We start from the raw sequence: 20,757 nt of genomic DNA on the forward strand, positions 1-20,757 counted from the left end.
CTCAATCCTTGCTCAACAACCATTGGCGCAGCACGACGATCAGCATCGAATAGGTGATCAGCAGCACGAGCAGCACCAGCGCGATGGCCGAGGCATAGCCGAAATCCAGGCGCTTGAAGGCCTGGGTGAAGATGTAGCTGGCGACGATCTGGGTGCGATCCGCCGGTCCGCCATTGGTCATGACGATGATCAGATCGGCGAAATTGGAAATCCAGACGGTGCGCAGCAGCACGGTGATGGCAATCGTCGGGGCGAGGAAGGGGAGGGTGATCGAAAAGAACCGCTGGAATGGTCCCGCACCGTCGATGCTCGCCGCCTCGTAAAGATCGCGCGGGATGGCCTGCAGCGCGGCAAGCAGGGTGATCGCAAAGAAGGGAATGCCCCACCAGACATTGGCGACGATCGGCCCCCACATGGCAAGCTGCGGATCGGAGAGGATGTTGGACGGCTCGCTCATGATGCCCATAGCAAAAAGCCAATGGGGGATAGGACCGACGACGGGGTTAAACAGCCACGACCAGTTGAGGCCTGCCAGAAAACTCGGCACGGCCCAGGGCAGGAAGACCAGCGCCTGCACGATACCGCGGCCGTAGAACGGCTTGTCGAGCAAAAGCGCCAGACCGAGGCCGAGGAAAAACTGCAGGAACACCGAAGCCCCGGTCCACCAGAGCGTGTTGCGCAGCGCCCGGAAGAAGGCCTCGTCCTGAGACAACGTGCGAAAATGATCGAGCCCGATGAAGCCGCCGGAGAAGGGATTGAGCAGTTGGATATCGCGGAAGGCATAGGAAATGCCAACGACCAGCGGCACGAGCATGACCGCGATGATCAGGATCAGCGTCGGCGCACTGTAGAGATAGGGCGCGATCGCATCGGCAAGCTGCTTTCGCAGCCGCGTGCGCGGGGGGCCGTCGGACCGGACAGCGGAATAGGACATCGGCACGAAATCCGTTCTCGGCCATGGCGGGGGTTTTCCCGATGGCGCGGTTTCTCAGCGAAATGGAAAGATGGCAAGCACCAGCCGGCACCCCGAAACGTTCTGGGTGCCGGCTTTCCGGCTTACTTGCTGGCCAGGTACTTTTGCTGGGCCTTGGTCATGTAGTCGGCCCACTGCTTTGCCATTTCTTCAGGCGTGATATCGCCGAGAAGGGCTTCCTGACTGGTCTTGATCGCCAACGAATCCTTGAAGAAGGCGAATTCTTCAAGATAGGTGGGCATCACGGTCGGCACGGCGTCCTTGTCGGCCAGTTCGGCAAACCAGCCCTTGAAGGCGTCGCCCTGATAGAACGGGTCTTTCTCAGCCGCCTTCAGCGCCGGCAGCGCGCCGATGCGCTTGTTCCACTCGATGTTTCCGTCCGGGCCTTCGAGGGTTGCGATCAGCTTCCACGACAGGTCCTTGTTGGCACTGGCCGACATCATCGACCAGCCGGCATAGCCGATGGTCGGGAAGGTCTTGCCGGCCGGGCCCTTTGGCATCGGCACGACGGCATAGTCGGCCGCATCCATGCGCTCGCTGATGGCGATCAGCGCATCCGGGTCCTGATCGAGCATCGCGCAGGTGCCGGTGTAGAAGCCGGCGACGATCTCGTTGAAGCCCCAGTTGACGCTATCCTTCGGCGCATAACCCTTCTTGTAGAGGTCGATCAGCCAGGTGAAGCCCTTGACCCAGCCCTCTTCGCTGAACTTCGAGGTGCCGTCTTCGTTGAAGTAGGTGTTGTCGCCGGCCATGGTCGCGCCGAACATCATCCAGCCGTTGAGGCCGCCCGGACCGCCGCGCAGACAGTAGCCGTATTTGCCCGGAAGCTTGGAGATCTTTTCCGAGGCCGCAAGGAATTCGTCCATGGTCTTCGGCGGGCCGTCAACGCCGGCTTCCGCGAAGATCTTCTTGTTGTAGAACATGGCGCGCAGATAGAAGCCGTAAGGCAGCATATAGGCCGTGTCCTTGACGTCGCGGCCGAGTTCCAGCGCCCGTTCCGTCAGGCCGCTCGTATGTTCCCACTTGGCGAGATAGGGCTCGAGGCTTTCGAGCATGCCGTTATTGGCATAGAGCGACAGCCAGGTATCCGGCATTTCCATCACGTCGGGAATTTCGCCGGCCGAGACCATGGTGGCGAATTTCTGAAAGGCTTCGCCCCAGGGCAGCGAGATGATCTCGACCGTGGTGCCGGGATTGGCAGCCTCGAACTTGGAGACGATGGATTTCAGCGTCTCCGTGCGCTCGGGGCTGGTGATCACCTCCACCAGCTTCAGCTTGGTGTCGGCAAGGGCCGTTCCCGCCATGAGCGAGGCAAGAACGGTAGCGGCAATCAGTTTTCTCATTTGGGTTCCCCTTTTTGATTGCGTTGGTTTTGTCGTTGCGTCAGCCAGACGAGGCGGCTGCGATTGCCGCTTCGAGATCGCTCCAGAGGGCCTCCGTCCCCTCCAGGCCGACATGGAGCCGTACCGACCGCGGACTGATGCCGAAGGCGGCCGCGGAATTGGGCTGGGCTTTCTGCGCCAGGACGACCTCGCCGGGGACGATCAGGCTCTCATGCCCGCCCCAGCTGACGCCCAGCTTGAAAAGCTCCAGATGATCGGAAAAGGCGCGAACGTTCACCCCTTCCCGGAAGATGAAGGAAAACAGGCCCGACGTGCCCGAAAGCCCCGGCGGCAGCTGGTTGCCAAGGCCGGGGTAGCAGACGGTCTCGACCAGCGGATGCGCTGCAAGCCTCCTGGTGATCTCGTTTGCCGAGCGCTCATGCGCTTTCATGCGCACCGGCAGCGTGCGCAGACCACGGATCAACAGCCAGGCGTCGAAGGGCGACAGCTTGCCGCCGAGATAGGGATAGGTTTCGCCGCGGATGCGGCCGATCAGTTCCTTCGAGCCGGCGACGACGCCCGCGACCACATCGCTGTGGCCGCCGAGATATTTCGAAGCCGAATGGATAACGAGATCGACGCCGAGCGAAATTGGCTTCTGGAAGATCGGGCTCGCCCAGCTGTTGTCGATGGTGGAGATGACGCCATGTTTCTTGGCGAGTGCCGCAAGCGCCGCGACGTCATGGGTTTCCATCACCCAGCTCGTCGGGCTTTCCAGATAGAGCAGCTTGGCGCCGGGCAGGGCCTTGTCCACCGCATCCTCGTCGCGGCCGTCGACATAGGTCACCTCGATGCGCATGCGCTTGAAGAACGTACCGAACAGGCGGAACGCATCGGGATAGAGATGCTTGACGGCGACGATCCGGTCGCCGGGCTCGACGAAGGAGAGCACGGTGGAGGAAATCGCCGACATGCCGCTGGCAAAACCCATGGCGTCTTCGGCGCCTTCGAGCCTCGCCAGCATGTCCTCGAACATGCGCACGGTCGGGTTCAGACCGCGGGTGTAGATCGGCCGCACCTTCTCGCCGCGATAGGACGAGACCATGTCGTCATAGTCCTTGAAGGTGAACAGCGACGTCTGGACGATGGGCGGAACCACCGCGTCATAGGCATTGCTCTCATCATGGGCGACGATGAGGGAGGCGTCTTCGAACGGATCGAAGTCATTGATCATTTCGACATTTCCTTGATGTCTTCCTCGACGACGGCGAGGATCTTCAGTGTTTCTGCACGCGCGGCTTCCGGGTCGCCGGCAACGATCGCATTGAACAGCGTGCGGTGGAACGGGAAGGAGCGGCGGGCGAAATCCGGCCGGTCGAAGGGCTTTTCCCAAAACCGTTCGAAGGCACCGCGCATCTGCTCCAGAATCTGCTTGAACAGCGGGTTGTGGGTTGCGTCATAGATGGCGAGGTGGAAGGCGAGGTCTTCCGGCCCCGAGGTGCCCTTGGCGATCTGCACGCGCTCCATCACATCGAGCTTTTCCTCGATGACTTGGAGGTCTGCGGCCGTGCGCCGGCGGGCAGCGGCCATGTTAGCCTCCACCTCGATGCCGCGCCGCACCTCCAGCGTCTGGAGCAGCACGTCGCGCAATTCGCCGGTCTCGAAGGTGAGCGGCATGTGCACCGAAGCCGCCGAAATCGGCCGCAGCAGATAGGTGCCGCTGCCCTTGCGCGCCTCGACGACGCCGAGCGCCTGAAAATGGCGGATCGCCTCGCGGATGGTCGAACGGCCGACGCCCAGCGCCACCGTCAGTTCCCGCTCGGTCGGCAGCCGGTCGCCGGCTCCGAGGGCGGCGCGATCGATGTAATCAGCAAGAGCGGCCGTCACCTGCTGCGCCCGGTCCGCCGGAGGCAGCGGCAGGAGGGCCGCCCTTGCATTTGTCATCGTCGCCATGCTCGAACCCTCGACCAGAATTGGTCTGACATCTGAGCAATAATGCAAAAGATTTGTGCTCCGTCAAGCGGGGATAAGAGGAGAAGGTGCCCCGCAGGCCGGATGAGGAGGACGGCTGGCTCGGAACAAGCGGAAGCACCCCCTCATTGCCCTTCGGGCATCTTCTCCCCGCGGGGGAGAAGGGAGAAACATTGCCGCAGCCTTCATACCAGTCAGGTCTGCAGCCTATTTCCGGCTGGGACTGTTGCGCGTGACGATGAACAGCCCGCTGCAACAGAGGATCGCGGCCGTCACGACCGCGACCGTGGGCGACGGCTTTGCGGTAAACCACATCAGCGCATAGCTTGCCGCGATCAGGCACACCGCCATGATTTTGGCGCGGCGCGGGATCGCCCGTTCATCCCGCCAGGCGCGCAGGCCCGGCCCGAAACGCGGATGGTTGAAGAGCCAGCTTTCCATTTTCGGTGAGGAGCGGGCGAAGAACCAGATCGCCAGAAGCAGAAACGGCGTCGTCGGCAAAAGCGGCAGGAACGCACCGACGATGCCGATGGCGACGAAAATCCAGCCGAGCACGAGATAGACGGTGCGTTTGATCGGGCTCATTCCGTCAGCCGGCAAGCTTGCGCCGTTCACGGACATTCGATTCCTTGGGCGGACGCGTCAGCGACATGACGCCGAGCGGCTGGCCGCGGCCGCGCAGGGCGTGCGAACCCAAATCCTCCAGCACCACGCCGCCGGGTATCTCCATGCGGCCGGCAAGCTCGGTGGAAATCAGGATTGGTCGATTAAGGCTGCGGCACATGGATTCAAGCCGCGCCGTGGTGTTCACGGTATCGCCGAAATAGGCGATCTTATGGTGGTCGACGCCGATTTCCGCCGTGATGATCGCCCCGCCATGCAGCGCGGCGCGGAGCCGCGGCACCTGGCCGAAACGCTTCAGCCACACCTCGGTATTGTCTTCGATCGCATCGAAGATATCGAAGACGCAGCGGATGCAACGGCTGTTCTTCACGCCGCGCTCCAGCGGCCAGGTGACGATCGCAGCATCGCCGATATAGTCGTCGATGGCGCCCTTGTGCCGGCGCACGGGCTCGGCAAAGGCGGCAAACAGCTCACTCAGGAACTGCTGGGTGCGCAAATCGCCGTTACGCTCGGCAAAGGCGGTGGAATCGGCGAGATCGATAAACAGGAAGACGCGCTCTTCCATCACAGGATTGCGATAGCGGCTGATCAGCATGTTGGAGAAGATTTCCCGTCCGAGAAGATCGCGCACCCGCAGGATGAAGCCCAGGAGCAGGCAAACACCCAGCGCATAGAGAAATACGTTGAGCGGCATCACCATGGCGTGTCCCACACTTGGCGGGCGGATATAGTCGAAATATTGCAGCAGCAGGGCGGCGACAGCATAGCCGGCGCTCATGATGACTTCATAGGCGATGACGGCAGCAACCAGAAACGGCACGGTCGGCAATTTCTGGATGCGCCGCGAGAGCCGCGGCAGGAAAATGCCGCGCTCGAAAGCCAGCACCGGCACGCCGATCAGGATCGCGAACACGCCGCCGATGATCACCGGCTCGCCCGGAAAGACGATGACCGCGTAAACAATGCCGCTGAGCGCCATGGCGATGCCGAGCACCAGCCAGGTGAGAAGTGTCGTGGCATTTTTCATCTGCGGCGGCCCTTTCGCTTTGCGCCATTGGACCAAGCCAACACAGCACGTCAAGCAATTTCAAGGCGGGCCGATGCCGCTGCCGTCAACGCCCCTTGAAATCCGGGGAGCGCTTTTCGACAAAGGCAGCCATGCCTTCCTTCTGGTCCGCAGTCGCAAAAAGCGCGTGGAAAACGCGCCGTTCATAAAGCAGGCCTTCGCGCAGGCCCATCTCCATGGCGCGGTCGACAGCCTCGCGCGCGGTCATCGTCGCCAGCTTGCCGTAACTCGCGATGGTGCGGGCGGCTTCCAGCGTCTCTTCCACCAGCCGGTCTGCCGGGATGACCCGCGCGACGAGACCGCAGCGCTCGGCTTCCTCAGCGCCCATCATCCGTCCGGTGAGGATCATGTCCATCGCCTTGGACTTGCCGACAAGCCGCGTCAGCCGCTGCGATCCGCCCATGCCGGGGATGACGCCGAGCTTGATTTCGGGTTGGCCGAACTGGGCGGTATCGGCGGCGAAGATCATGTCGCACATCATCGCCAACTCGCAGCCGCCGCCCAGCGCATAGCCGGAAACCGCTGCGATTTTTGGCGTGCGGAGCGCCGTGAAGCGATCCCAGGCGCCGAAGAAATCCTCCAGATACATATCCGTATAGGATTGTGAGGCCATCTCCTTGATATCGGCACCGGCCGCAAAAGCCTTGTCCGAACCCTTGATGACGAAGCAGCCGACACCGGGATCGCGGTCGAGCGGTGTGAGTTCATCGCCGATCGCCCGCATGATCTCGGTGTTCAGCGCATTCCGCGCCGCCGGCCGGTTGAGCGTCACGACGACGACACGGTCGAGGCGTTCGATGAGGATCGGCTTGTCCATAGGGAATTCCTTAGTTTTCTGAAAACAACGGTTGCGCGGCGGGGGGTGAAATAGGGGGCAAGCTCCCGTTCCGTCACGCCGTCGAGCGTTGCCGGCCGCCATTTCGGATTGCGATCCTTGTCGATGACAGCGGCGCGCACGCCCTCGTAGAAATCATGGCTCTGCATCACCCCTTTCAGGGCTGCGAACTCGCGTTCGAGGCATTCTTCCAGCGACACGGCATTTTTTCCGGCCCGGAGCAGCCGCAAGGTGACCTTCAGGCTGAGCGGCGATTTGCGCTGGAGCGTGGCAAGTGTCTTGCGGGCGAAATCGCTGTCGTCAGTTTCAAGGGCTGCGAAAATCTCCTCGACCGTGTCGAAACGGAAGAGGCGGTCGATCTCGTCGCGCACCGGCGCGAGTGCGCAAGGCCCCGGTTCGGTTGCAAAGGCGGCGATGGCAGCCCCGACTTCAGCGGCTCCACATTCCGAAAGACCGGCCAGCGCCTCGGCTAGCTCGGCAAACCGCTCCGAGGGCATATGGTAATCGGCAAGGCCGGCGAGGATCACATCGCCGGCACCGAGGATTTCGCCGGTCAGGGCGAGATAGGTGCCAAGCTCGCCCGGTCCCCGCGTCAGGAACCACGAGCCGCCGACATCGGGATAAAAGCCGATGCCGGTTTCCGGCATGGCAAAGCGGGTGCGCTCGGTGACGATACGGTGGCTGCCGTGGACGGAAAGCCCCGCGCCACCACCCATGACGATGCCGTCCATGAAGGCGACATAGGGCTTGGGGTAACGGGCGATGCGGGCATTCAGGCGATATTCTTCGCCCCAGAAATCGATCGGCGCCGATGAGCCCGCCTTGCCGTCGTCATGGACGGAGCGGATATCGCCGCCGGCACAGAAGCCCCGTTCGCCTTCGCCGTTGATCAGGACGGCGGCAATTGTGCGGTCGCTTTCGAAGCGATCCATCGCCTCTTCGATGTCCCTCACCATATCCAGCGTCAGGCTGTTCAGGGCCTTCGGGCGGTCGAGACGGATACGGCCGAGCGCACCACGGCGCTCCACGATGGTCTGTTTCGGAGGGGCGTCAGATGTGGAGTGCATGGCCGAGGGCTTTCATGGCGGATTCCTGGAAGGCTTCGCTGCGTGTCGGATGGCTATGCACCGTTGCGGCAATATCCTCAAGCCGTGCGCCCATTTCAATCGCCAGGGCAAAGCTGGCCGACAGTTCAGACACGCCGGAACCGACCGCCTGCACGCCGAGCACGAGATTGTTGTCGGCACGGGCGACGATGCGCACGAAACCCTCCTCCGACAGCATGGTCATCGCCCGGCCATTGGCCGTGAAGGGAAACTGGCCGACACGGATATCGTAGCCCTGCTTGCGGGCTTCCTCCGGCGAAAGACCGGCCGAGACGATCTCCGGATCGGTGAAGCAGACGGCCGGAATGCAGCGCTTGTCCCAGGCGCGCTTGCGGCCGGCAACGATCTCCGCGACTAACTCGCCCTGCGCGATGGCCCGGTGCGCCAACATCGGCTCGCCGGTGACGTCGCCGATGGCATAGACGCCGCGCATGGAGGTGCGGCAATGATCGTCGATGCGCAGGAAGCGGCCGGCGCGGTCGAGGTCCAGTTCCTCCAGTCCCCAGCCTTCAAGCCGCGCCTTGCGGCCGACGGTGACGAGCACCTTGTCGGCGGCGATGGTTCGCTCGTGGCCATCCGATGTTTCGACCAGAAGCCCGCCCGATGTGAGACCGCGCGCCTTTGCGCCGGTCAGCACTTCGACGCCGAGGTCGGCAAGCCGGCGGGCGACGGGCTTCGTCAGTTCACCGTCATAGAGCGGCAGGATGCGCTCCATGGCCTCTACGACAGTGACGGCAGAACCGAGCTTGGCAAAGGCCGTACCGAGTTCCAGCCCGATATAACCGCCCCCGACCACGACCAGCTTTTCCGGCACCGCCGTCAGCGCCAGCGCTTCGGTGGAGGAAATCACCGGCCCACCGAAGGGCAGGGCAGGCACCTCGACCGGTTCCGAGCCGGTGGCGATGACCACCGTTTCGGCCCGCACAAGCTGGGTGCCGGTCTCGGTGTCGACCTCGACGCTCTTGCCGTCGCGGAAGTGGCCATGGCCGTGCAATATCTTGACACCAGCCTTGCGCAACAGGCCGACGACGCCGCTGTTCAGCCGCCCGACGATGCCGTCCTTCCAGGCGACGGTGCGGGCGAGATCGATAGCCGGCGAAGAAAGCGTGATGCCGAGCGGGCTTTTGCCAGCGGCGGCCTTGCGGGCGAGTTCGAATTCGTCCGCCGCATGGATCAGCGCCTTGGAGGGAATGCAGCCGACATTGAGGCAGGTGCCGCCGGCCTTCACCGCTTCGACGATGACGGTATCCACGCCCAACTGCCCGGCGCGGATGGCGCAGGCATAGCCGCCGGGGCCGGCGCCGATGACGAGAAGCTTGCAGAGAATTTCCTTCATGGCATCAGCCTTCGATGAAAATGAGCGCGGGGGTTTCGAGGAGCGCCTTGATCCGCTGGATGAAGGTGGCGGCATCCCAGCCGTCGACGATGCGGTGATCGAAGCTGGAGGAGAGGTTCATAATCTTGCGCGGCACGAACTGCGCACCATCCCAGACCGGCTTCGTCATCATCTTGTTGACGCCGACGATCGCCACTTCCGGGTGGTTGATGACCGGCGTCGTGACGATGCCGCCCATAGCCCCGAGCGAGGTGATGGTGATAGTCGAGCCGCTCAATTCCTCGCGCAGCGCCGAGCCGGTGCGCGCCGCTTCCGCAAGGCGGGTGATTTCGGCGGCGCAATCCCAGATGCCGCGGGCTTCCGCATGGCGCACCACCGGCACCATCAGGCCGGAGGGCGTCTGGGTGGCAATGCCGATATGGACGGCGCCATAGCGGGTGACAATGCCGGCATCGTCGTCGAAGGTGGCATTGACCGCCGGCTGCTCGGCAATCGTCCGCACCATCGCCTTCATCAGGAAGGGTAGCAGGGTCAGCTTCGGCTGGTCCGGCTTGCGGCCGTTGTTCATCGCCATGCGCAGGTCTTCGAGGTCGGTGACATCCACTTCCTCGACATAAGTAATGTGAGGAATGCGCGAGGCCGCCAGCGTCATCTTCTCGGCAATGCGGCGGCGCAGGCCGGTGATCTTGATTTCCTCGGTCTTCGTGTTGCGCACGAGACCGCCGGTGAGGACCGCGGGCTGCGCGCCGCGGGCAAGGAAGCTATCGAGATCGTCATGGGTAATGCGGCCGGCCGGTCCGGTGCCCTGAACCTGACGCAGATCGACGCCGCTGTCGCGGGCACGCAGGCGCACGGCGGGGGAGGCGAGGGGTTTGGCGAGCGTATCTTCGCGGGCGGGTGCGGCGCGGTTTCCCTTCTCCGCCGCGGGCAGAAGGTGGCCCGAAGGGCCGGATGAGGGGGCCGGCTTGCTCTGAGTTTGCGAAGATACCCCCTCATCCGCCCTTTGGGTACCTTCTCCCCGTGGAGGAGAAGGGAGAAGCTGGGGTGGCTCCTGGGTAAAAGCGGCTGTTTCCGGTTCGTCAGTTTCTTCCACCGCATCGGTCTCGATGCGGATCAGCGGCGCCTTCACGGCGATCTTGTCGCCGATCTCGCCGCCGAGCCATTTCACCGTGCCGGTGACGGGGGAGGGGATTTCCACGGTCGCCTTGTCGGTCATCACGGCAGCGACGACCATATCCTCGCGCACGGGATCGCCGGGTTTCACATGCCATTCGACAAGCTCGGCCTCGGCCACGCCTTCGCCGACATCCGGCATCTTGATGGTGAATTCGCCCATGGGTTCAGCCCTCCATCACTTCGGCAAGCGCCCGGCCGACGCGGGCCGGACCGGGGAAATAGTCCCACTCCTGCGCATGCGGGTAGGGCGTATCCCAGCCGGTGACGCGCACGACAGGCGCTTCCAGATGATAGAAGCAATGCTCCTGCACCAGCGCCGCGATCTCGCCGCCGAAGCCGGAGGTGAGCGTCGCCTCATGCACGACGACGCAGCGCCCGGTCTTCTGCACGGATTGCAGGATCGTATCGAGATCGAGCGGGGTGAGGCTGCGCAGGTCGATCACCTCGGCATCGATGCCGGTTTCCTCGGCCGCCGCCAGCGCCACATGGACCATGGTGCCATAGGCGATGACGGTGACGGCCGAACCCTGCCGGCGGATATCCGCCTTGCCGATCGGGATCGTGTAATAACCTTCCGGCACCTCGCCCAGTTCATGCTTCGACCAGGGCGTCACCGGCTTTTCGTGGTGACCGTCGAAGGGGCCGTTATAAAGCCGTTTCGGTTCCAGGAAGATCACCGGGTCCGGGTCCTCAATCGAGGCGATCAGCAGGCCTTTCGCATCGAAGGGATTGGAGGGCACCACCACCTTCAGGCCGCAGACATGGGTAAACAGCGCCTCGGGGCTCTGGCTGTGGGTCTGGCCGCCGAAGATGCCGCCGCCGGTGGGCATGCGCACGACGATCGGGCAGGTGAAATCGCCGTTGGAGCGATAGCGGATACGGGCCGCTTCCTGGGTGATCTGGTCGTACGCCGGATACATATAATCGGCGAACTGGATTTCGACGCAGGGTTTCAGGCCATAAGCTGCCATGCCGATCGCCGTGCCGAGAATGCCGCTCTCGTTGATCGGCGCATCGAAGCAGCGGGTCCTGCCATATTTCGCCTGCAGGCCTTGCGTGCAGCGGAAGACGCCGCCGAAATAGCCGACATCCTCGCCGAAGACGACGACATTGTCGTCGCGCCCCATGGAGACATCCATGGCGCTGCGCACGGCTTCGATCATTGTCATTCTTGCCATGTCAGTATCCTGCCTTCTGCCGCTGGCGGCGGATATGGGCGGGCATCTCGGCATAGACGCCCTCGAAGATATCGCGCACCGAAGGCTTGCCGCCGGCATGCAGCGTGCCGTGGCTTTCGGCCTCCTTCTGCGCCTGGATCACCTCATCGAGGATTTCGGCCTCGGCCTGCGCGTGTCGCTCCTCAGACCAGACGCCGCGTCCGATCAGGTGCTTCTTCAGGCGCAGGATGGGATCGCCCAGCGGCCAGGCTTCGGATTCGGTCTTGGGACGATAGGCGCTCGGGTCGTCCGAGGTCGAATGCCCTCCGACCCGGTAGGTGACATATTCGATCAGCGTCGGCCCGAGGTTGCGCCGCGCCCGCTCTGTCGCCCATTTCGCCACGGCATAAGCGGCAAGATAGTCATTGCCGTCGACCCGAAGCGCCGGGATGCCGAAGCCGAGGCCACGAGCGGCAAAGGTGCCGGAACCGCCGCGGGCAATGCCCTGAAAGGTGGAGATCGCCCATTGATTGTTGACGATGTTGAGGACGACCGGCGCCTTGTAGGTGGAGGCGAAGACCAGCGCAGAGTGAAAATCGGATTCCGCGGTCGAGCCGTCGCCGATCCAGGCAGCGGCGATCTTCGTATCGCCCTTGATCGCCGAAGCCATCGCCCAGCCGACCGCCTGCACATATTGGGTGGCAAGATTGCCGGAGATGGTGAAGAAGCCATGCTCCTTCGACGAATACATGATCGGCAACTGCCGGCCGCGCAGCGGATCGGCCTCGTTCGAGAAGATCTGGTTCATCATCTCGACCATCGGATAGCCGTCAGCGATCAGGAGACCGGCCTGACGATAGGTCGGGAAATTCATGTCGCCCTTGTCGAGCGCCTTGCGGAAGGCGCAACTGACGGCCTCTTCGCCGAGATGCTGCATGTAGAACGAGGTCTTGCCCTGCCGCTGCGCCATCAGCATGCGCGCATCGAAGGCGCGAAGCCGCATCATGTCGCGCAGGCCCGTCAGGATTTCCTCATCGGACAGCGCGCCGGCCCACGGGCCGACCGCCTCGCCATCGCGATTGAGCACGCGGATGATCGAATAGGCGAGATCGCGCATTTCTTCCGATGCGACATCGACGGCCGGGCGCGGCACGGAGCCGGCCTTGGCGATCTTCACATTGGAGAAATCCGGTGCTCCGCCGGGCCGGACGGCAGGCTCGGGGACATGCAGGCTCAGTGGAGCGCGGTCGCTCATCTTTTTCTTCCTCCCTCTCACCTTCCCGCTCTCTCCCGGAAAGGCATCAAAGCGCGCGGGCAATCACCATGCGCTGCACGTCGCTCGTTCCCTCATAAATCTGGCAGATGCGGACATCGCGGTAGATGCGCTCCACCGGATAGTCGCTCATGTAACCATAGCCGCCATGAATCTGGATCGCGTCGGAACAAACCTTTTCCGCCATTTCCGACGCAAAAAGCTTGGCCATTGAGGCCTCCTGCAGGCAGGGCAGGCCCTTTTCCCGAAGCTCGGCCGCATGGAGCACCAGATGCCGCGCGGCCTCGATCTGCGTCGCCATGTCGGCAAGGCGGAAGGCGACGGCCTGATGCTCGATGATCGGCTTGCCGAAGGCGATGCGTTCGCGGGCATAATCCCGCGCCGCCTCGAAAGCGGCCTGCGCCATGCCGACCGATTGCGCGGCAATGCCGATGCGCCCGCCTTCGAGATTGGCAAGGGCGATGCGGTAGCCTTCGCCTTCCTCGCCGAGCCTCAAATCAGCCGGTACGCGCATGTCGGTGAACGCGATCTGGCAAGTATCGGAGGCATGCAGCCCGAGCTTGTGCTCGACGCGCACGACCTGGTAGCCGGGCGTATCGGTCGGAACGATGAAGGCGGTGATGCCCTTCTTGCCGGCATCCGGGTCGGTCACGGCAAAGACGATGATCACCTGGCCGTTCTTTCCCGAGGTGATGAACTGCTTGGCGCCGTTCAGCACATAATGATCGCCATCCCGGACGGCGCGGGTCTTGAGATTGGAGGCATCCGAGCCCGCCTGCGGCTCGGTGAGCGCAAAACCGCCGATCCACTCGCCGCTCGCAAGCTTCGGCAGAAAACGCTGTTTCTGCGCCTCGGTCCCGAATTTCAGGATCGGCACGCAGCCGACGGAACTGTGCACGCTCATGATCGTCGAGCAGGGGCCGTCGCCGGCAGCGATCTCCTCCAGCGCTGCGGCATAGGCCACCGTGCCGGTATTCGAGCCGCCATACTCCTCCGGCACCAGCATGCCGAGAAAGCCGAGTTCGCCCATTTCCTTCAATTCGGCATGGGGAAAGGCGTGATCGACATCGCGTTGCGCGGCTCCCGGCGCAAGGCGTTCGCGGGCGAAGTCGCGGGCGACATCGCGGATCTGGATCTGATCGTCGGAGAGGATCATGCCGCACCCCGCTCAAGGGCAACCGCCGTCGCTTCACCGCCGCCGATGCAAAGCGCGGCCATGCCGCGCTTCAGGTCGTAACGTTCCATCGCCGCCAGCAGCGTCACCAGCACCCGCGCGCCGGAGGCGCCGATGGGGTGGCCCAGCGCGCAGGCGCCGCCATGCACATTCACCTTGTCGTGCGGCAAATCGAGATCGCGCATCGCCGCCATGGTGACGACGGCAAAGGCTTCGTTGATTTCGAAGAGATCGACATCGGATAGCGCCCAGCCGCTGCGTTCGGAGAGTTTTTGCAGCGCGCCGATCGGCGCTGTCGCAAAGAGGTTCGGCGCTTGCGCATGGGAGGCATGGGCGGCAATCGTCGCCAACGGCGTCAGGCCGCGCCTTTCCGCTTCCGAGCGGCGCATCAGCACGAGGGCTGCCGCGCCATCGGAAATCGAGCTGGAATTAGCGGCCGTCACCGTGCCATCCGGACGGAAGGCGGGTTTCAGGGTCGGGATTTTTTCGAGCCGAGCCTTGCCGGGCTGCTCATCCATGGTGACGGTCTTATCGGATTTGCCGCTCTTCAGTGTGACGGGCGTGATCTCGGCGTCGAAAAGCCCTTCGGCAATCGCTTTCTGCGCCCGTATCAGCGAGGTTACGGCAAAATCGTCCTGCGCGGGCCGTGTGAACTGATAGGCCTCGGCACATTCCTCGGCAAAACTTCCCATCAGCCGACCCTTGTCGTAGGCATCCTCCAGCCCGTCGAGGAACATATGGTCGATCACCCTCCCATGGCCGAGGCGATAGCCGCCGCGTGCCCGGTCGAGGAGATAGGGCGCATTGCTCATGCTTTCCATGCCGCCGGCAACGGCAACTGAAGCGCTGCCCACCGCGATCAGATCATGGGCCAGCATCACAGCCTTCATGCCCGAGCCGCACATCTTGTTGACCGTGCTCGCACCGGCCGAAAGCGGCAGCCTCGCACCAAGCGCCGCCTGCCGTGCCGGCGCCTGTCCCTGGCCGGCCGGCAGCACGCAGCCGAAGACGACCTCTTCGACATCGTCCGACGGCACACCGCTGCGATCCATCGCGGCGCGGATGGCGGCTGCCCCGAGTTCCGGTGCGGCCGCACCCTGCAATTCGCCCTGAAAACCGCCCATCGGCGTGCGGGCCGAACCGACGATGACGATTGGGTCCTGGAGGCTCATGCGCTCTCTCCCGTTTTGTCCTGATCAGCGCGCGCCCATGCGCAACGCCCCGTCGAGGCGGATCACCTCGCCGTTCAGCATGGTGTTTTCGAAGATATGGCGCACCAGCGCGGCAAATTCATGGGGGCGTCCAAGACGGGGCGGGAAGGGCACGCTCTTGCCCAGCGCCTCCTGCACCTCCGCCGGCATGCCCGCCATCATCGGCGTCTCGAAAATGCCCGGCGCAATCGCCACGACCCGTATGCCGTGGCGGGCAAGCTCGCGCGCGACCGGCAGCGTCATGCCGGCGACACCGGCCTTGGAGGCGGAATAGGCGGCCTGACCGATCTGTCCATCAAAGGCGGCGACGGAGGCGGTATTGACGATGACGCCGCGCTCGCCCTCGGCATCCGGCTCTTCCCGCGCCATGACCTCGGCGGCCAGCCGCATCATGTTGAAGGTGCCGACCAGATTGATGCCGACGGTCCGGCTGAAACTTTCGAGAAGATGCGGCCCATCGCGGCCCAGCACCTTTTCCGCCGGTGCGACGCCTGCGCAATTCACCAGCCCATGGAGATGGCCGAACTGTTCAAGCGCGGTACTGACCGCAGCCATGCCATCCGCATCCTTGGTGACATCGGCGCGCACGAAGCGGGCCGCAGAGCCCAGCTCAGCGGCGACCGCCTGACCGGCATCTGCATTGAGATCGACCAGGACAACGCATGCGCCCTCCGCCACGGCCATGCGCGCCACGGCGGCGCCAAGCCCGGAACCGGCGCCCGTCACCAGCAGCACCTTGTCGCGCATCAGCATGACGGCACACTCCGGAATTTTTCATCGATCATGCTGCAGTCCTCCCTGCTGTGCGTGTTCGAATGGCCGCGAAGGCCTCCCCGCCCTTGCTGCTTGCGCGAGGATTCTATGCCGGCCGCCTGTTGCAAACGATGACCGGAATGTCTCGATTTTTCGGCCAGTTTTGCCATACTGCCTTTATGAACGCGCAGGATACCGACCGCCGCATGATTTCGCCTTCCTTCGTGGAGGAGGCGCTCGACAGCCTGCGCCGCGCGGGAAAGCCGGTCGCGCCGGTGCTCACCACCCTTGGCCTGCCGCCCGCCATCGATCGGCCGATCTCGGCGGAGACCTATGGCGAATTGTGGCTGGCGATCGCCACCGCGCTCGACGACGAATTCTTCGGCATGGCGGCGCGGCCGATGCGCAGCGGCAGCTTCACTTTGCTTTGCCACTGCATCCTGCATGCGCCGACGCTCGAACATGCGTTGCGGCGGGCGCTCCGCTTTCTCGATGTCGTGCTGGAAGACCCGAGAGGCGAGTTGGTGCTGGGCGACAGCACGGCGGAAATTCTGCTGCATGATCGCGGCGCACCGCGTTCGGCCTTTGCCTATCGCACCTACTGGATCTTGCTGCACGGCATCGCCTGCTGGCTCGTCGGCCGCCGTATTCCCATCCGCCGCGTCGATTTCCGCTGTGCCGAGCCGCAGCAGGGGGCGGATTACCGGCTGTTTTTCGGTGCGCCGGTGCAGTTCGATGCCGATGTCAGCTGCCTCACGCTCGACAGGACGGTGCTGAAGCTGCCGATCGCCCGCAGCGAACAGGCGCTAAAGCAATTCCTGCGCGGTGCGCCGGCCAATATCCTCGTGCGCTATCGCTATGATGCCGGCCTCGCCGCCGCGGTACGCCGCCGGCTGCGCCAGACACCGCCGGCAAGCTGGTCGAGCTTCGAAGCTCTGGCCGGCCAGATGCGCATGTCGCCCTCCACCCTGCGCCACCGGCTGCAGGCCGAGGGCCAGAATTTTGCCGGCATCAAGGACGATATCCGCCGCGACCTTGCCATCGACCGGCTGATGAACACGGCCGGCAGCATCAGCGAAATCGCCGCCGATCTCGGCTTTTCGGAGCCGAGCGCCTTCTATCGCGCCTTCCGCAAATGGACGGGAAAGAGCCCGGCGGAATTTCGCCGGGAGGGGTGATCATGGCACGTCGTCATTGCCGACGATACCGCCTTCGCCTTCGAGAATGGCGATGCGGCGGGTCTCGGAGCGGTTGAATTTCAGCCGCACGCCGGCACCCGCGCCATTTTCAGGAAGGAACACCACGCCTGCCGCCTCCAGCGTCGTCTCCAGCAGCGAGATCGTTTCGGCATCCGGTTCGGAAAGCTTGCTTTCAAAGGCATCGATGACGTCGGCGTCGATCTTTGCCAGCCGTGCCAGCGTTTCCAGCGAGAGTTCCGAAAGCGCCCTTGCGGCCCGGCATTGCGCACCCGTGATCATCGCTACCCCCTTGATATCCATGACGTCAGATATGCAACCATAGCGCCCGCCGCCCGGTTCTGCCAAGGGTCAAGCCCTTTGCGGAAAATGTGGCGGCCGCTCTGGAGGATTGCGCGAAAGGCGGTAGATTCCCTTATGGTGGCCGGGGAGGCCACGCTGTCTTGGCAGCGTGGAGCGGCACACATCGACAAGGCCAGGGAGGGCCGCGATATGAGCACGATCGCATTCATTGGACTGGGTCATATGGGTGGCCCGATGGCTGCCAATCTCGTCAAAGCCGGCCATGCCATCAACGGCTTCGATCTGGTGCCCGCACTTCTCGATGCGGCAACGGCAACCGGCGTCACCCCCGCCGCCAGCTTGGCGGATGCCATCTCGGGCGCCGATTGCGTCATCACCATGCTGCCCAAGGGCGAGCATGTCGTTTCCGTCTGGAAGGAGCTTTCGACGCTGGTGAGCGAGGGCACGCTGCTGATCGATTGCTCCACGATCGATGTGGAAAGCGCCCGTGCCGCCCACGAAATGGCGGCGCTGCGCGCCTGCCCCTCGCTCGATGCACCGGTATCCGGCGGCACCAGCGGCGCGGCGGCCGGCACGCTGACCTTCATGGCCGGCGGCGCGGCCGAGGCCTTCGAGCGGGCAAAGCCGATCCTCGAAACCATGGGCCGCAAGATCGTGCATTGCGGTGGCGACGGTGCAGGGCAGGCGGCCAAGATCTGCAACAACATGATGCTCGGCATTTCGATGATCGGGGTCTGCGAAGCCTTTGCGCTCGGCGAAAAGCTCGGGCTTTCGCATCAGGCGCTGTTCGATGTCGCTTCCACATCGTCCGGCCAGTGCTGGTCGCTGACCACCTATTGCCCGGTGCCCGGCCCCGTTCCGACATCGCCGGCCAACAACGACTACACGCCCGGTTTTGCTGCGGCGCTGATGCTGAAGGATCTGACGCTCGCCCAGCAGGCCGCCATCGCCACCGGCGCCTCGACACCGCTCGGTGCGGAAGCGGCGCAGATCTACAGTCTCTTTGAAAAGCAGGGCAATGGCGCGCGCGATTTTTCCGCCATTATCGAGATGTTGCGGGCGGGATAAGTTCGAAGCGGTCGCCGTTTACGCTAGAATCGATTGTGCGTTGCAAAACGCCGGAGCATTCGGCACTAGTATTCCCGGAATCCGCTGTTCCCGAGAACACGCGAAAACAGTTTATGGCTCAATTTGATTTGAGGATTTGATGCGTATTACGATGATTGGCGCCGGCTATGTCGGGCTTGTATCCGGTGTTTGCTTTGCCGATTTCGGCCACGACGTCATCTGCGTCGACAAAGATGAAAGCAAAGTCGAGGCCTTGAAGGCCGGCAGGATTCCGATTTTCGAGCCGGGCCTGGAGCAACTGGTTGCACAGAATACCGCTTCCGGCCGCCTGAGCTTTTCGACGGATCTAGCGGCCTGCGTTCCGTCGAGCGATGTGATCTTCATTGCCGTCGGCACACCCTCACGCCGTGGCGATGGCCATGCCGACCTTTCCTATGTCTATGCGGCAGCGCGCGAAGTTGCAGAGCATGTTTCCGGGTTTACCGTCATCGTCACCAAATCCACCGTCCCGGTCGGCACTGGCGATGAAGTCGAGCGGATCATGCGGGAGGCCAATCCGGCTGCCGATATCGCGGTGGTTTCCAACCCGGAATTCCTGCGCGAAGGTGCCGCCATCGACGATTTCAAGCGGCCGGACCGGATCGTCATCGGTCTCAGCGACGAGCGTGCCCGCAGCGTGATGACCGATGTTTACCGACCGCTTTACCTCAATCAGGCGCCGCTTCTGTTTACATCGCGACGGACGTCGGAACTGATCAAATATGCCGGCAATGCCTTTCTTGCGATGAAGATCACCTTCATCAACGAAATGGCCGATCTTTGCGAGAAGGTCGGGGCCGATGTCCAGGAGGTTGCCCGCGGGATCGGCCTCGATGGACGCATCGGCTCGAAGTTCCTGCATGCCGGCCCCGGTTACGGCGGCTCCTGCTTTCCGAAGGATACCATCGCGCTGGTCAAGACAGCGCAGGATCATGAGAGCCCGGTTCGGCTGATCGAGACGACCGTTGCGATCAACGACAACCGCAAGCGTGCGATGGGCCGCAAGGTGATCCAGGCGGCTGGCGGTGATGTGCGGGGCAAACGCATTGGCGTGCTCGGACTGACCTTCAAGCCGAACACCGACGACATGCGCGACAGCCCGGCTATCGCTGTCATCCAGACGCTGCAGGATGCCGGTGCCATCGTCACCGGCTACGATCCCGAGGGCATGGAAAATGCCCGCAAGATCATCGAGGACATCATCTACAGCGATACGCCTTACCATGCTGCCGAAGGTGCGGATGTGCTCGTTATCGTCACGGAATGGAACCAATTCCGGGCGCTGGACTTTGCGCGGCTGAAAAGCATCATGAATACGCCGGTGCTCGTCGATCTGCGCAATATCTACAGCAAGGAAGCCCTACAAAAACACGGCTTCAGCTATACAAGCATCGGACGGGCCGAATAACGGGCTGCTTCGCAGCAGTCTCGTTACAACAAAGATCAAGCATATCGCGGCGATGGCGCATAAACGTCATTGCTGCGGTACGCCATCAAACGAGCGCGGCCACCCAATCCTGCACCGCCGCCGCCATCGTCTTCAAATGATCCGCCGCGGAAAAGCCGGAAATGCTCTTGCGCGGCTTGAGGTCGTGATCGCCGTCTTCGAGCCAGAAAACGCGGATGTTTTTCGAAAGCGAATAGCCTTCCACCTCCGGCCGCGTCCCGAATTCATCGCGGGTTCCCTGCACGATAAAGGTCGGTGTCTGCAGGTTTTCGAGATGTTTCGTGCGCAGGTTTTCCGGCTTGCCCGGTGGATGGAAAGGATAGCCGAGGCAGAGCAGACCGGCGATTCTGCCTTCGGCAAAAAGCCCGTCTGCCACCATGCTCGCAACCCGGCCGCCCATGGACTTGCCGCCGATGATGAGCGGTCCCTTTGCAGCAAGACTTTCGATGGCAACGATAAATTCGGGATTGAGTTTCTCCGCCTTCGGTGGCGGCTTTCGCACGCCTTCGCTTCGCCGTGCGGCCATGTAGCCGAACTCGAAACGGGCAACGCGGAAGCCGGCCCCGGCAAGGCTTGCGGCTGCCGCATTCATCGAAGCGGAATCCATCGGGGCGCCGGCGCCGTGGGCGAGCAGGATCGTCACTCCGGCATCCGGCTCGCCGTCGAAGATGAAATTGACCATGGCCTTCTCCCCATCCGTTGCCTCGTTTAGCCCCGTTCAGGGCCG

Annotated in this window: 20 protein-coding genes; 3 read left to right on the plus strand and 17 right to left on the minus strand. The window is 63.3% G+C overall.

What is annotated here, in order from left to right; all coding sequences use genetic code 11:
- Window position 1: 1 nt before the first annotated feature.
- From ASC86_RS23460 to ASC86_RS23530, 15 genes are all read right to left on the minus strand, one after another.
- Window positions 2–934, minus strand: coding sequence for a sugar ABC transporter permease (locus tag ASC86_RS23460; RefSeq protein WP_056327022.1), 933 nt, complete (start codon window positions 932–934; stop codon window positions 2–4).
- 122 nt (window positions 935–1,056) lie between these two features.
- Window positions 1,057–2,316 carry a sugar ABC transporter substrate-binding protein gene (locus ASC86_RS23465; RefSeq protein ID WP_056327023.1) on the minus strand — a complete coding sequence of 420 codons (1,260 nt, stop codon included), beginning with the start codon at window positions 2,314–2,316 and terminating at the stop codon, window positions 1,057–1,059.
- Window positions 2,317–2,356: 40 nt separating this feature from the next.
- Entirely contained in the window at window positions 2,357–3,529 is a 1,173-nt protein-coding gene (locus tag ASC86_RS23470) for a PLP-dependent transferase (RefSeq protein ID WP_056327025.1), read from the minus strand.
- Window positions 3,526–4,248, minus strand: coding sequence for a FadR/GntR family transcriptional regulator (locus tag ASC86_RS23475; protein WP_056327027.1), 723 nt, complete (start codon window positions 4,246–4,248; stop codon window positions 3,526–3,528). Before ASC86_RS23475 ends, ASC86_RS23470 begins: the two co-directional genes overlap by 4 nt.
- Window positions 4,249–4,473: 225 nt before the next feature.
- Window positions 4,474–4,851: a YbaN family protein gene (locus ASC86_RS23480; RefSeq protein WP_056327203.1), complete on the minus strand. Its 378-nt coding sequence runs from the start codon at window positions 4,849–4,851 to the stop codon at window positions 4,474–4,476.
- Between the two features lie 4 nt (window positions 4,852–4,855).
- Window positions 4,856–5,917 (minus strand): adenylate/guanylate cyclase domain-containing protein, encoded by a 1,062-nt coding sequence (locus ASC86_RS23485; RefSeq protein ID WP_056327029.1) that lies wholly within the window; start codon window positions 5,915–5,917, stop codon window positions 4,856–4,858.
- An 85-nt stretch (window positions 5,918–6,002) separates the two neighbouring features.
- Window positions 6,003–6,773: an enoyl-CoA hydratase gene (locus ASC86_RS23490; RefSeq protein ID WP_056327031.1), complete on the minus strand. Its 771-nt coding sequence runs from the start codon at window positions 6,771–6,773 to the stop codon at window positions 6,003–6,005.
- Window positions 6,725–7,858, minus strand: a complete 1,134-nt coding sequence (locus tag ASC86_RS23495; protein WP_056327032.1) for an enoyl-CoA hydratase/isomerase family protein — start codon at window positions 7,856–7,858, stop codon at window positions 6,725–6,727. The genes ASC86_RS23490 and ASC86_RS23495 overlap by 49 nt, the downstream gene beginning before the upstream one ends.
- Window positions 7,842–9,233: a dihydrolipoyl dehydrogenase gene (gene lpdA / locus ASC86_RS23500; protein WP_056327034.1), complete on the minus strand. Its 1,392-nt coding sequence runs from the start codon at window positions 9,231–9,233 to the stop codon at window positions 7,842–7,844. The genes ASC86_RS23495 and lpdA overlap by 17 nt, the downstream gene beginning before the upstream one ends.
- 4 nt (window positions 9,234–9,237) lie before the next feature.
- Window positions 9,238–10,569 carry a dihydrolipoamide acetyltransferase family protein gene (locus tag ASC86_RS23505; RefSeq protein ID WP_056327036.1) on the minus strand — a complete coding sequence of 444 codons (1,332 nt, stop codon included), beginning with the start codon at window positions 10,567–10,569 and terminating at the stop codon, window positions 9,238–9,240.
- 4 nt (window positions 10,570–10,573) lie between these two features.
- A complete protein-coding gene (locus ASC86_RS23510; protein WP_056327039.1) occupies window positions 10,574–11,587 on the minus strand; it encodes an alpha-ketoacid dehydrogenase subunit beta in 1,014 nt (337 codons plus the stop codon).
- Window position 11,588: 1 nt separating this feature from the next.
- Complete coding sequence (locus tag ASC86_RS23515; RefSeq protein ID WP_056327040.1) at window positions 11,589–12,821, minus strand: 3-methyl-2-oxobutanoate dehydrogenase (2-methylpropanoyl-transferring) subunit alpha; 1,233 nt, start codon at window positions 12,819–12,821, stop codon at window positions 11,589–11,591.
- A gap of 46 nt (window positions 12,822–12,867) precedes the next feature.
- Window positions 12,868–13,995 carry an acyl-CoA dehydrogenase family protein gene (locus ASC86_RS23520; protein ID WP_056327042.1) on the minus strand — a complete coding sequence of 376 codons (1,128 nt, stop codon included), beginning with the start codon at window positions 13,993–13,995 and terminating at the stop codon, window positions 12,868–12,870.
- Window positions 13,992–15,185 carry an acetyl-CoA C-acyltransferase gene (locus ASC86_RS23525; protein ID WP_056327044.1) on the minus strand — a complete coding sequence of 398 codons (1,194 nt, stop codon included), beginning with the start codon at window positions 15,183–15,185 and terminating at the stop codon, window positions 13,992–13,994. The genes ASC86_RS23520 and ASC86_RS23525 overlap by 4 nt, the downstream gene beginning before the upstream one ends.
- A gap of 24 nt (window positions 15,186–15,209) precedes the next feature.
- A complete protein-coding gene (locus tag ASC86_RS23530) occupies window positions 15,210–15,977 on the minus strand; it encodes a 3-hydroxyacyl-CoA dehydrogenase (protein ID WP_056327046.1) in 768 nt (255 codons plus the stop codon).
- A gap of 131 nt (window positions 15,978–16,108) precedes the next feature.
- Between ASC86_RS23530 and ASC86_RS23535 the strand changes: the two genes are divergently transcribed.
- A complete protein-coding gene (locus tag ASC86_RS23535) occupies window positions 16,109–17,155 on the plus strand; it encodes an AraC family transcriptional regulator (RefSeq protein ID WP_056327206.1) in 1,047 nt (348 codons plus the stop codon).
- Here ASC86_RS23535 and ASC86_RS23540 read toward each other — a convergent pair whose 3' ends face one another.
- Entirely contained in the window at window positions 17,156–17,455 is a 300-nt protein-coding gene (locus ASC86_RS23540; RefSeq protein ID WP_056327048.1) for a hypothetical protein, read from the minus strand.
- 210 nt (window positions 17,456–17,665) lie between these two features.
- Here ASC86_RS23540 and mmsB point away from each other — a divergent pair, with 210 nt between their 5' ends.
- Entirely contained in the window at window positions 17,666–18,544 is an 879-nt protein-coding gene (gene mmsB / locus ASC86_RS23545) for a 3-hydroxyisobutyrate dehydrogenase (RefSeq protein WP_056327208.1), read from the plus strand.
- A gap of 139 nt (window positions 18,545–18,683) precedes the next feature.
- Window positions 18,684–19,991 carry a UDP-glucose/GDP-mannose dehydrogenase family protein gene (locus ASC86_RS23550; protein WP_056327050.1) on the plus strand — a complete coding sequence of 436 codons (1,308 nt, stop codon included), beginning with the start codon at window positions 18,684–18,686 and terminating at the stop codon, window positions 19,989–19,991.
- A gap of 85 nt (window positions 19,992–20,076) precedes the next feature.
- On the opposite strand, the gene ASC86_RS23555 is transcribed toward ASC86_RS23550, so the two are convergent.
- On the minus strand, window positions 20,077–20,712 hold the full coding sequence (locus tag ASC86_RS23555) for an alpha/beta family hydrolase (protein ID WP_056327051.1): 636 nt from the start codon (window positions 20,710–20,712) through the stop codon (window positions 20,077–20,079).
- Window positions 20,713–20,757: the final 45 nt, after the last annotated feature.

The organism is Rhizobium sp. Root1212 (genome assembly GCF_001424985.1).
Classification (GTDB): Bacteria; Pseudomonadota; Alphaproteobacteria; order Rhizobiales; family Rhizobiaceae; genus Pararhizobium.

Coding starts and splice junctions, on each gene's coding strand:
- ASC86_RS23460 (WP_056327022.1), bottom strand. CDS start 934: ATGTCCTATTCCGCTGTCCGGTCCGACGGCCCCCCGCGCACGCGGCTG.
- ASC86_RS23465 (WP_056327023.1), bottom strand. CDS start 2,316: ATGAGAAAACTGATTGCCGCTACCGTTCTTGCCTCGCTCATGGCGGGA.
- ASC86_RS23470 (WP_056327025.1), bottom strand. CDS start 3,529: ATGATCAATGACTTCGATCCGTTCGAAGACGCCTCCCTCATCGTCGCC.
- ASC86_RS23475 (WP_056327027.1), bottom strand. CDS start 4,248: ATGGCGACGATGACAAATGCAAGGGCGGCCCTCCTGCCGCTGCCTCCG.
- ASC86_RS23480 (WP_056327203.1), bottom strand. CDS start 4,851: ATGAGCCCGATCAAACGCACCGTCTATCTCGTGCTCGGCTGGATTTTC.
- ASC86_RS23485 (WP_056327029.1), bottom strand. CDS start 5,917: ATGAAAAATGCCACGACACTTCTCACCTGGCTGGTGCTCGGCATCGCC.
- ASC86_RS23490 (WP_056327031.1), bottom strand. CDS start 6,773: ATGGACAAGCCGATCCTCATCGAACGCCTCGACCGTGTCGTCGTCGTG.
- ASC86_RS23495 (WP_056327032.1), bottom strand. CDS start 7,858: ATGCACTCCACATCTGACGCCCCTCCGAAACAGACCATCGTGGAGCGC.
- lpdA (WP_056327034.1), bottom strand. CDS start 9,233: ATGAAGGAAATTCTCTGCAAGCTTCTCGTCATCGGCGCCGGCCCCGGC.
- ASC86_RS23505 (WP_056327036.1), bottom strand. CDS start 10,569: ATGGGCGAATTCACCATCAAGATGCCGGATGTCGGCGAAGGCGTGGCC.
- ASC86_RS23510 (WP_056327039.1), bottom strand. CDS start 11,587: ATGGCAAGAATGACAATGATCGAAGCCGTGCGCAGCGCCATGGATGTC.
- ASC86_RS23515 (WP_056327040.1), bottom strand. CDS start 12,821: ATGAGCGACCGCGCTCCACTGAGCCTGCATGTCCCCGAGCCTGCCGTC.
- ASC86_RS23520 (WP_056327042.1), bottom strand. CDS start 13,995: ATGATCCTCTCCGACGATCAGATCCAGATCCGCGATGTCGCCCGCGAC.
- ASC86_RS23525 (WP_056327044.1), bottom strand. CDS start 15,185: ATGAGCCTCCAGGACCCAATCGTCATCGTCGGTTCGGCCCGCACGCCG.
- ASC86_RS23530 (WP_056327046.1), bottom strand. CDS start 15,977: ATGCTGATGCGCGACAAGGTGCTGCTGGTGACGGGCGCCGGTTCCGGG.
- ASC86_RS23535 (WP_056327206.1), top strand. CDS start 16,109: ATGACCGGAATGTCTCGATTTTTCGGCCAGTTTTGCCATACTGCCTTT.
- ASC86_RS23540 (WP_056327048.1), bottom strand. CDS start 17,455: ATGATCACGGGTGCGCAATGCCGGGCCGCAAGGGCGCTTTCGGAACTC.
- mmsB (WP_056327208.1), top strand. CDS start 17,666: ATGAGCACGATCGCATTCATTGGACTGGGTCATATGGGTGGCCCGATG.
- ASC86_RS23550 (WP_056327050.1), top strand. CDS start 18,684: ATGCGTATTACGATGATTGGCGCCGGCTATGTCGGGCTTGTATCCGGT.
- ASC86_RS23555 (WP_056327051.1), bottom strand. CDS start 20,712: ATGGTCAATTTCATCTTCGACGGCGAGCCGGATGCCGGAGTGACGATC.